We start from the raw sequence: 8,736 nt of genomic DNA, 5'->3' as shown, positions 1-8,736 counted from the left end.
GCTCCACCCGCCAGCCCTCCGCCACATCTGTGCGGCGGCGGAGGGTCAGTGTGAGCGGATAGGTTCTGGCAATGCGGCCTGCCACTGTACTCTGTGAGCCAGTGGATGCCTCTACCAGCCCCCAGACCATGGCGATTTGCTGGTAACTCCTTGTGACAGAGCCATCCGTGCCATTGGTGATCTCTGGACTGAGTAACAGCAGGGGCTCATTGAGTGTGCCTGCTGCTCTCATATCCTGAGCACCTTGTAAGGCGAGAGTGCAGCCTCGAAGCCGTGGGGCATGAGGCCCGTGAGGCGGTCTTCTTCCAGCATGGTGCGGCGCTCGTACCAGAAGCCGACCAGCATCAGGATCGCGGTTTGCAGGCCAGCTGGAACCGAGGTTGCTGCTGAGCCATAGCCAGCTTTGAAGTCAACCTCGATGCCGTTGAGGTCTCGCAATGGCCCAACCGCACCTGCCTTGAAGCGCAGACGGGCGGGATTTCCGGCCAAATCCACCTGATAGTTCGACGCCGGCACCAGATGCTGGTTGCCTTCCCTGTCATAGGTGTAGACCTGCAGGACTTGTACGACCGGTGCGACAGGCAGGCGGATCAGGCGGTCTGGTGAAAGATCATCCAGAAGAAGTCGCCATTCCTGTTCTATGAGAGCCCGCCGTGTGAGGGTCTCCACCTGTTCCCGCGCAGCTTTGATCAGACGCTCGATCAGATCATCCTCGTGGGTGTGGGAGACCCTGAGCTGCGCATGCGCCTGGGCGAGCGAAACCGGCTCCAGAGCCGGTGGCACTGTGAGTATAGCCGTCACGGCGGCTCCTCCTCGATTGTTGATGAAGATGATTAGGCGCTGAAGTTCAGCAGTTTGTAGGCATCGAAATCCATGATGCCGCCGCCGACGCGCTTGGTGATGTAAAACAGCACGTTTGGTTTGCTGGTGTACGGGTCACGCAGAACAGAGATGCCAACACGGTCCACCACCATGTAGCCACGGTGGAAGTCACCAAACGCGATGGCGTATGGATCAGAGCCAGCAGTCATGTCTGGCATGTGTTCAGCTTCAGTGACCGGGAAGCCCATGAGGCTTGGGTCTGCGCCTGCAGCTGCGGGTGGTTGCCAGATGTAGTTGCCCTGCCCGTCCTTCAGCTTGCGGATGGCAGCTTGCGTTCTGCGATTGAAGAGGAAGCGGGCGTTGCGGCGGATGGCGGTTTTGACCCCGTATATCAGCGAGATCAGCAGATCGCTTCCGTTGGAAGAGGGAAACGCCCCTGCCTGTCCTGTCTTGATGGACCCGATGGAGAGGCCTGTATCATTCAGCGTGCCGTGAATTGTGCCTTTGAGCAGCCCTTGCGGCTGACTGGTGCCGTTGCCATTGAGGAAGGCGGCGGATTCTTTTTCTGCAAAGACGGTTTCCACCTCTTCTGCCAGAATTTCACCGATGTTGACCGCTGCGTCATCCAGCAGGGTTTGGGTGACGGCTGGCAGAGCAGAAAGCTCGAAGATCTTCACCTCCCGCATCTCAAATTTCATTGCGTTTGTGGGGGTGCTGCGGGCGTCGGTTTCGCCTTCCCAGTCCGCATCCGGGTTCACCGTCACAACAGGACGGCGGTAAGACGCGCCGGAGATCTTGCGGTTGGACGCAATGGAGCGGATGGGGGACAGGGCCGTGATGCGGCGCAGGATGTCCGTTTCCAATTGCTCCGGCACCAGATACCCACCATCGCCTGCAGTGCCGGAGGACATGGCCTTTTGCTCCAGCGTTTTAAGGCGGGTCTCCTGCCCGTCACGCATGTAGGTCTCAAACGCGGATTTGTGCTCTACCTCAGCTGATGGGCCACCGGTGGTTTCTGGCGTAGAGCGCGGCAAGCGCTGGGATTTGAGTTGAAGCTCATTCAGGTGGCGCAGCTGACCGTCTATAATCTCGTCCAGACGGGCGAGTTTTTCGTCCAAAAGCACATCCGATCCGGATTTTTGCTCCAGCTCAGCCAGACGCATGTCGTTGGTCTGGGTGTACTCAGAATAAGCGTGGTTCAGCTGGTTAAAGCTGCCAGAGGCCTCCATTCCGGAAACAAACTGCCCTGTTGCCGGGCCAGAAAGTGCGGGATGAGCTGATTTTCCTGCAGCTTCCCTTGCGAAGTCTTTGGTTTCCAATGCAGGATTGCATGTGTTTTTCATAGGATTATTTTCCTCGTAAAGCATATAAAAAACTGCGGCGCCGATTGGAACCACAGATCGTACTTTCAAATAATCAGGAGCTTCAGGAGACCACGGTCAGCCGTGCTGATGGCAGCAACGGGAACGTGACCAGCGAGATCTCCCAGAGATCTACCGCCAGTACATCCCGCCTGCCGGTTTTGCTGTTGCGCTGGGCGCGGCGGGTCTTGAAGCCGATGGACAGTCCGTCCAGAATACCCGTTTGCACCATGGCGATGGCTTGCCGGCCCTGCGTGATGCCCGGATAGAGCAAGCCCTTAACAAAGAGACCGATGCTGTCCTCCTGAATGTGCAGCCACTTGCCGATGGGGTGGGATGGATCGTGCTGCCAGAGCATTTTTACATCCGTGAGTTTTTGCTTTTGCAGCGTGTTTTGAAACGCACCTTTGCGCATCACGTCGCCGCCCTGATCGCTCAGTTCAAACCTGCTGGCGTAACCTTCAATTGCGATGGGGTGATCCGTGTTCAAATTGATTGCCTCCCTTAGCGAGCTTTCAATTGTTTTTTCTGCCGGAGTTTGCTCCCTCCGACTTTGCCGCGCGTCGTTCCACCAATGCTCCGGCGAGTGCCTTGGTGAAGTTGGCGAAGGTCTGTGCGGGGGCTTCATTGCCGCGCTGAGTTGGCTGTTGTTTTTGCTCAACCGGCACGGCTTGTGTTTTGTGATTTTGAGTCAAGGCTTCACCTTCAACCTTTCAAATAATCTCAATAGTCAGAGTTGCGATTTTCATGGATCCATGCGGAGCAGCTGGTTGAGTTTTTCCAGTTCACTCATGAACTCCTCGAACCTGCGATTGAACCGGATGACTTGCTTTAATGCCCATAGGAGCAGTGATGTGGACGTGCCTGCCCAGGCACTCAGCGCCACATGGGCAAGATCTCCTTTTGCAGCGAGCGCTGCCAGTAACTCATTCATCTTTGCCCTCCGCCCCATATCCAACGGCGATGCGTTTTTCATCGCGGGAGAGGAAGTCCGCTGCGGTGATGCGATCCCACAGCGCTTTGCGTTCCAGCGCCAGCGCTTCGACTGCATCGAGATCCAGCTCCAGCGTGACCTGTTCGTCATAGGCTGCAGAGAGCCAATTGGAGAGCTCGGAGAGAACCCGCGCGGCGAGCGGCACAACCGTCAGGCGCCAGAAGGCGCGGTTGGCTTCCTGATAGTTGGCGTAGGTGTTGTCTCCTGGAATACCAAGCAGCATGGGCGGCACGCCGAAGGCCAGTGCAATTTCGCGGGCGGCGACATTCTTCAGCTCAATGAAGTCCATATCCTTGGGCGACATGCCCATCTGTTTCCAGTCGAGCCCGCCTTCCAGCAGCATGGGGCGGCCAGCATTTTTCGCACCCTGATAGGAGCTTTCCAGCTCCTCCTTAAGGCGATGGAACTGGTCGTCCGTCATGTTCATGGCATCGCCTGCCCCATAGACCAGCGCACCGGTTGGACAGGCGGCATTATCGAGCAGAGATTTGTTCCACTCTCCGGCGGCGTTATGAATGTCGAGGGCAATTTGCGCGGCCTCGATGGGCGCAAAGCCGTAGTGGTCGTTGAGCGGGTTGAAGAGCTTGATGTGCAGAACGGGTTGGACCTTGTCACCGGGCGCTTTGCGCAGCTCTACTTTTCTACCTGCCACCTGATACTCGTAGGCCTCCACCCAGCCTACCTCATCCACCAGTACCTTCATGCGGTCGGGCCTGAGAGCGTGGAGCTCACGCGGTGCGCCTTCCAGCGAAACGGCCTCTACATAGGCATTGCCGGAGACCAGCAGGAAGCCGTAGACCTCCTCCAGAAACGAGCGCCGTGTTTGCATGGGGGTGGGCTGGTTCAGAAGTTCCATCAGAGGATGGGCTTCCAGCTCCTCATCGCCAACCTTCACAGTGAGGGACACGTTTGCGGCGGCCTCCGAGATGAGACGCACGCATCTGTAGGCGATAGCATTTCGTAAATACCCCTGGTTTATAAGTGACTCATAGTTGCGCGGGGTCCAGATGGCCCCTTCACCAAACCGCATGAAGGCGACTGATTTTGCCCGCGATGCCTTTTGCTCAGTTACTGGTGAAAAAACTGAATCAAGAAGTCTGCGTAACCCCATGAGATCAGAGTCCTTTTCGCTCTAACTTAATGTTTTGATTCATGTATTTGAGTGCACAAAAGCTGTTTGCTTTTGGTCTGCCTTGATAAACAGCTTTAACTCATTTTCTCGCATATCCTTATCCGAAAACCGGTTCCCACTCTTCGGCGATACACGGAGGGCTAATCCTCACAAACAGATTCAAGTTTGCGGGCTAACCCTTCAAATTAATGGTGTTTTTACAGTTTGCGCAGGCGTGGTTTGCCTGCCGGGCGGCGGTTGAGTTCTGTTATGGCCCAGACCAGTGCATCCAGCCGATCTGGTGATCTTCCGTTGCTCAGGCCACCAACTCCAAAGTCGGAGAGTTCATCTTCCAACTCAGGAAAGACATCGCAATGATGAACGCGCCCTTGCTCGTACAGCAGGGCGACTGGCTCTGCTCTGCGGCGTTTGCTTTTGGTTGCGTGGACGGACTTTACCGGCACGCTGGCATCGACACTTTCAATGACCTCACGCACCATCTCGCCACCCTGATTGACCTCCGCCAATAAACAATCCGCCTCCAGCTCATGATAGAGTTTGATGGCTTGCTCAGCCCATGCAGCGGGGCGCAGGCCCTGGGCGGTTCTGTCTCGCAAGACATGCAGGTCACCTGCCTCTGTGATACCTGCTGCGACGATGCCACAGGAATCTGCTGTCCGGCCCGATGTGGCTGGCGGGTCCACGGCAACAACAATACGCTTCAGTTCGGGGGCATCCCGCACCCGGCCCGTCTCGAACCATTTGCGGGCGAACAAAGCGTCTTCCCGGTCTTCAATCAGTTCGCCATCCAGCTCCTGCCGACCCAATCGCGTGCCACCATACCGCTCTGCCATTTGCAGCAGGAACACCTCTGCCAGAAAGGCGGCATTTGCTTTCGTTCCAGCCTTTGTCACCACGGTGCCTTTGTCTTGCAGCAGCAGCTTTAACAGCGGCGTGGACTTGGGTGTTGTGGTCACCAACTGCTGTGGTTGCACCCCAAGACGCAGACCGAACTGGAGCATGTCGAAGGTTTCTGTTGCGTTGCTCCACTTGCCTGCTTCATCACACCAGGCAGCGTCAAATTGAGGACCCCGCAGAGCCTCAGGGTCTTCTGATGAAAAGGCCCGAGCGACCGCTCCGTTCGCCCACTCCAAACGGCGCCGTGATGGGTTCCACTGCGGCTTGTGACCTGCCGGGTGGACGGTGAGCAGACCGGAAATGCCCTCGATCATCACCTCCCGCACATCTGCGTAGGTTTGGCCGACGAGTGCAATATTGCCAGCCGCCGGACCAGCCCATGCCTCCCCTGCAACCTTGCCCCTGACCCATTCTGCCCCTGCTCTGGTTTTGCCTGCACCGCGTCCGCCCATAAGCAGCCATGTGGTCCAACTGCCCTCAGGCGGGCGTTGATGGGCGTGTGCGAACACTTGCCAGTTATATTGAATATAACTCAGTTCATGTGCATTCAAGGAGGCGACAAAGTCATGAAGTTTGCCCTGCGCCACACAAGCTTTCAATGCGCTGCGAAAGCTGTTGTCGCATCTGGTCATCACTCACCTCTTCTGTGTTGTCCTCACCGTGTGCTTGCTGCAGGTCGATCAACATATCCAGCGTCTTGGCGAGGCTGGTGATGGCTTTTGCTGTGGCATCCATCTCTCCCGCTGCTGATTGCCGGTCGCCGCTTAGCTTTTTCAGTTTGGCTTCCAGTGCGCTGACCTGCTTTTCAAAGGCAGCATAAAGACGGGCGATCAGACGCCTGCGTTCTTCTGGCTGAGAGCTTGCAAGTTCCTGCGCCAGCTCCCACTTGCGCAGCCATCCCTCCCGTTTAATCTTGGTGGTGATGGTGCTGCTTGGCAGGCCTGTTTTGCGAGCGATATCAGCAATTGAGATGGCCTCTTCTTCCACCATGCGGCGGACGACCTGCCAGACCTCTAATGGCACACGCAGTCGTGCTGCCTGCTCATCCTCCTGTTGGGGCTCTTGCTCCTCCGCCATCGTTCCTCCTCTCTCTAAAATTGATTGCGTATCGCCGAAAACCGGTGCCCACTTTTCGGCGATACGCTGTAGGCACAAAAAAAGCCGCCCGTTGAAACAAGGAGCAGCTGGTCAATTCTCTAAAATGTAGTGCAGATAGAAAGGGCAAGATTGCCTCTGCAGGCACCGTCACACTTTCTCTAGCATGCCAAAACCCTATCAAAACAGCGGTGCGCTGTCAAGATTATATTCCTAAGACAAGCCGTCCAAAGAGGCATGGACACTTATCCCCGTTTCACGTTAGGATTGAAACTCGTTCAACTTTAAATAAAGAAAGCTGTAAGGCTTTGATGCGACATTCAAAAAAGCGCAGGCCCTGAGGCACTGCGCTGGCTTTACAATTGCTTTGAATTTTGACTTATACCCGCTTCTCACCTGTGGAGAAGTAATTGAAAATAAACATATTTTGCAGGATCAGTCTTTGGTGTATTCCTCATCCGGCCAGTCGACGAGATAGTTTTCGAACTCTTCTGGCTCCATTCCATCTTCGCTGATGGTTTTGTCTTGGACTGAGATTCCGGCGTCATGCACGCTTTGCGGATCTTTGGAAACAAGCGGATGCCACCAGTACAGATCCCTGCCCTCACGGATTAGACGATACGCACATGTTGGCGGTAACCATTTCAAAGTTCTTACAGTTTCCGGCGAAAGCTGTACGCAATCGGGCACTGTGTCGAAGCGCTGTTCATAGTTTTTGCACCTACATGTGGTTCCATCCAGCAGAGTGCACGCGACGTTTGTCCAGTAGATTGCGCCTGTGTCCCAATCTTCAAGTTTGTTCAGGCAGCAGCGTCCACATCCATCACAGAGTGACTCCCATTCTTCATGGGTCATCTCATCTAGGGTTTTGGTCTGCCAGAAAGGGCGGTGACTCTCAGAGTTTACGGATACCATTTATGTCGTTCTCATTGCAAAATTCCGATGGGAATATCGCGAGGATGTCGCTTAGCTAGTTCTTCGGTTTGGTTCATTGTCCCCCTTTGCGCATTCAGGGGTGTGACCGGTACTACGGGTAATCAGTTTGGAAGAGAACTCTGATAACAGCGAAAAGCAGAATGTCACGGAAAATTCTGCTGAAAATGTGAAAAAAAAGGGCAAGGAGCGATCTTTTACCCTTCAGGATCTATCTCAGCGGATGCTTGCAACCGATGCATGGCTGGATTCTGCGCTTTGGCACACCTCACAGTTTTTGGGGGTGTTCTTTCGTGAGTACTCGGCCTTCATGCGCCGGTTCTCCCTGCGCGGCCCCTCCAAGTTTATTGCAGGGCTTGCTTCCGAAGGGCTGACCTATTGCGCGTTCGGCTTTCTGATCGTGCTGACCTTTGCGCAGCCGGCCTTTAAAGCAACAGAACGCTCTGACTGGAAAACCACCTCCGACTTTTCCGTGAGCTTTTTTGATCGGTTCGGAAACCCGATCGGCAAACGCGGCATTTTGCTGAACGACAAAATTCCACTGGATGAAATTCCCGATCACGTGATCCAGGCCACCCTTGCTACCGAGGACAGACGGTTTTTTGATCACTTGGGAATCGACTTTGTTGGCACCTTCCGCGCCATGGTTGCCAACGTGAAAGCCCGCTCTGTTGTGCAGGGTGGCTCCTCGATTACACAGCAGCTGGCAAAAAACCTGTTCCTTTCAAACGAACGCACATTACAACGCAAAATCAAAGAGGCTTATCTCGCTTTATGGCTTGAGATGAACCTGACGAAGCAAGAAATCCTCAAATTGTACCTCGATCGCGCCTATATGGGCGCGGGGACATTTGGTGTTGCCGCCGCTTCTGAATTTTACTTCGGTAAAGACGTGCGCGAAATTTCGCTGGCAGAAGCTGCAATGTTAGCAGGGCTTTACAAGGCCCCTTCCAAATATGCGCCGCATAAAAACCTGCCTTCTGCCCGTGCTCGTGCCAACGAGGTGCTGACGAATATCGTACAAGCGGGCTTCATGACCGAAGGACAAGTTATCGGCGCCCGGCGCAACCCGGCAGAAGCGATTGACCGGACCAAGAGCCGGGCACCGGATCATTTTCTCGACTGGGCGTTTGAACAGGTGAAAGACCTTGCCGAACAGTACCCAGAGCTCAGTAATGACAGGGTTATTTCTGTTCGCACCACGCTTGATCCGGGCATGCAACAGGAAGCTACCAACCAAATCGAGAGCACCTTACGCCAATACGGTGACCGTTACGGCGTTGAAGAAGCGGCCATGACAGTTATCACCACCGAGGGCGCCGTGCGCTCCATGGTTGGTGGACGCGATTATGATGAAAGCCAATTCAACAGAGCCACTGACGCGCTTCGCCAACCAGGTTCCTCGTTCAAACCGTTTGTGTACATGACAGCCTTCCTGAATGGATATGAGAGCGAGAGTGTTGTCCCCGATCGTCCAATCAGTATTGGCGGCTGGAGTCCAC

11 protein-coding genes are annotated in these 8,736 nt (G+C 55.1%); 1 reads left to right on the top strand and 10 read right to left on the bottom strand.

Annotated features, from left to right (window positions below):
• From PPL9_RS28500 to PPL9_RS28455, 10 genes are all read right to left on the bottom strand, one after another.
• The coding region (locus PPL9_RS28500) for a head-tail adaptor protein (RefSeq protein WP_152986856.1) at window positions 1-232 on the bottom strand (232 nt) is incomplete at its 3' end.
• On the bottom strand, window positions 229-801 hold the full coding sequence (locus tag PPL9_RS28495) for a head-tail connector protein (protein WP_082597158.1): 573 nt from the start codon (window positions 799-801) through the stop codon (window positions 229-231). The genes PPL9_RS28500 and PPL9_RS28495, both read right to left, overlap by 4 nt.
• Before the next feature lie 32 nt (window positions 802-833).
• Window positions 834-2,165 (bottom strand): phage major capsid protein, encoded by a 1,332-nt coding sequence (locus PPL9_RS28490; RefSeq protein WP_082597164.1) that lies wholly within the window; start codon window positions 2,163-2,165, stop codon window positions 834-836.
• Window positions 2,166-2,247: 82 nt separating this feature from the next.
• Window positions 2,248-2,673 carry an HK97 family phage prohead protease gene (locus PPL9_RS28485; RefSeq protein ID WP_057465886.1) on the bottom strand — a complete coding sequence of 142 codons (426 nt, stop codon included), beginning with the start codon at window positions 2,671-2,673 and terminating at the stop codon, window positions 2,248-2,250.
• Window positions 2,674-2,698: 25 nt separating this feature from the next.
• The gene (locus PPL9_RS28480; protein WP_057465885.1) at window positions 2,699-2,878 is read right to left on the bottom strand and encodes a hypothetical protein; all 180 of its coding nucleotides are present in this window, start codon (window positions 2,876-2,878) and stop codon (window positions 2,699-2,701) included.
• A gap of 50 nt (window positions 2,879-2,928) precedes the next feature.
• A complete protein-coding gene (locus PPL9_RS28475) occupies window positions 2,929-3,117 on the bottom strand; it encodes a hypothetical protein (protein WP_057465884.1) in 189 nt (62 codons plus the stop codon).
• Window positions 3,110-4,288: a phage portal protein gene (locus PPL9_RS28470; RefSeq protein WP_057465883.1), complete on the bottom strand. Its 1,179-nt coding sequence runs from the start codon at window positions 4,286-4,288 to the stop codon at window positions 3,110-3,112. The genes PPL9_RS28475 and PPL9_RS28470 overlap by 8 nt, the downstream gene beginning before the upstream one ends.
• 218 nt (window positions 4,289-4,506) lie before the next feature.
• Window positions 4,507-5,793, bottom strand: coding sequence for a terminase family protein (locus PPL9_RS28465; RefSeq protein WP_057465882.1), 1,287 nt, complete (start codon window positions 5,791-5,793; stop codon window positions 4,507-4,509).
• Complete coding sequence (locus tag PPL9_RS28460; RefSeq protein WP_057465881.1) at window positions 5,771-6,283, bottom strand: hypothetical protein; 513 nt, start codon at window positions 6,281-6,283, stop codon at window positions 5,771-5,773. The genes PPL9_RS28465 and PPL9_RS28460 overlap by 23 nt, the downstream gene beginning before the upstream one ends.
• A gap of 453 nt (window positions 6,284-6,736) precedes the next feature.
• Window positions 6,737-7,216: a YcgN family cysteine cluster protein gene (locus tag PPL9_RS28455; RefSeq protein ID WP_057465880.1), complete on the bottom strand. Its 480-nt coding sequence runs from the start codon at window positions 7,214-7,216 to the stop codon at window positions 6,737-6,739.
• A gap of 127 nt (window positions 7,217-7,343) precedes the next feature.
• Here PPL9_RS28455 and PPL9_RS34560 point away from each other — a divergent pair.
• A partial coding sequence (locus PPL9_RS34560) for a transglycosylase domain-containing protein (RefSeq protein ID WP_244273499.1) occupies window positions 7,344-8,736 on the top strand: 1,393 nt, incomplete at its 3' end.

It is taken from the genome of Pseudovibrio sp. POLY-S9 (assembly GCF_001431305.1).
Lineage (GTDB): Bacteria > Pseudomonadota > Alphaproteobacteria > Rhizobiales > Stappiaceae > Pseudovibrio.
The sequence above is the reverse complement of the archived record's forward strand: the minus strand, read 5'-3'. Positions and strand labels throughout refer to the sequence as shown.

Coding starts and splice junctions, on each gene's coding strand:
- PPL9_RS28460 (WP_057465881.1), bottom strand. CDS start 6,283: ATGGCGGAGGAGCAAGAGCCCCAACAGGAGGATGAGCAGGCAGCACGA.
- PPL9_RS28470 (WP_057465883.1), bottom strand. CDS start 4,288: ATGGGGTTACGCAGACTTCTTGATTCAGTTTTTTCACCAGTAACTGAG.
- PPL9_RS28490 (WP_082597164.1), bottom strand. CDS start 2,165: ATGAAAAACACATGCAATCCTGCATTGGAAACCAAAGACTTCGCAAGG.
- PPL9_RS28455 (WP_057465880.1), bottom strand. CDS start 7,216: ATGGTATCCGTAAACTCTGAGAGTCACCGCCCTTTCTGGCAGACCAAA.
- PPL9_RS28475 (WP_057465884.1), bottom strand. CDS start 3,117: ATGAATGAGTTACTGGCAGCGCTCGCTGCAAAAGGAGATCTTGCCCAT.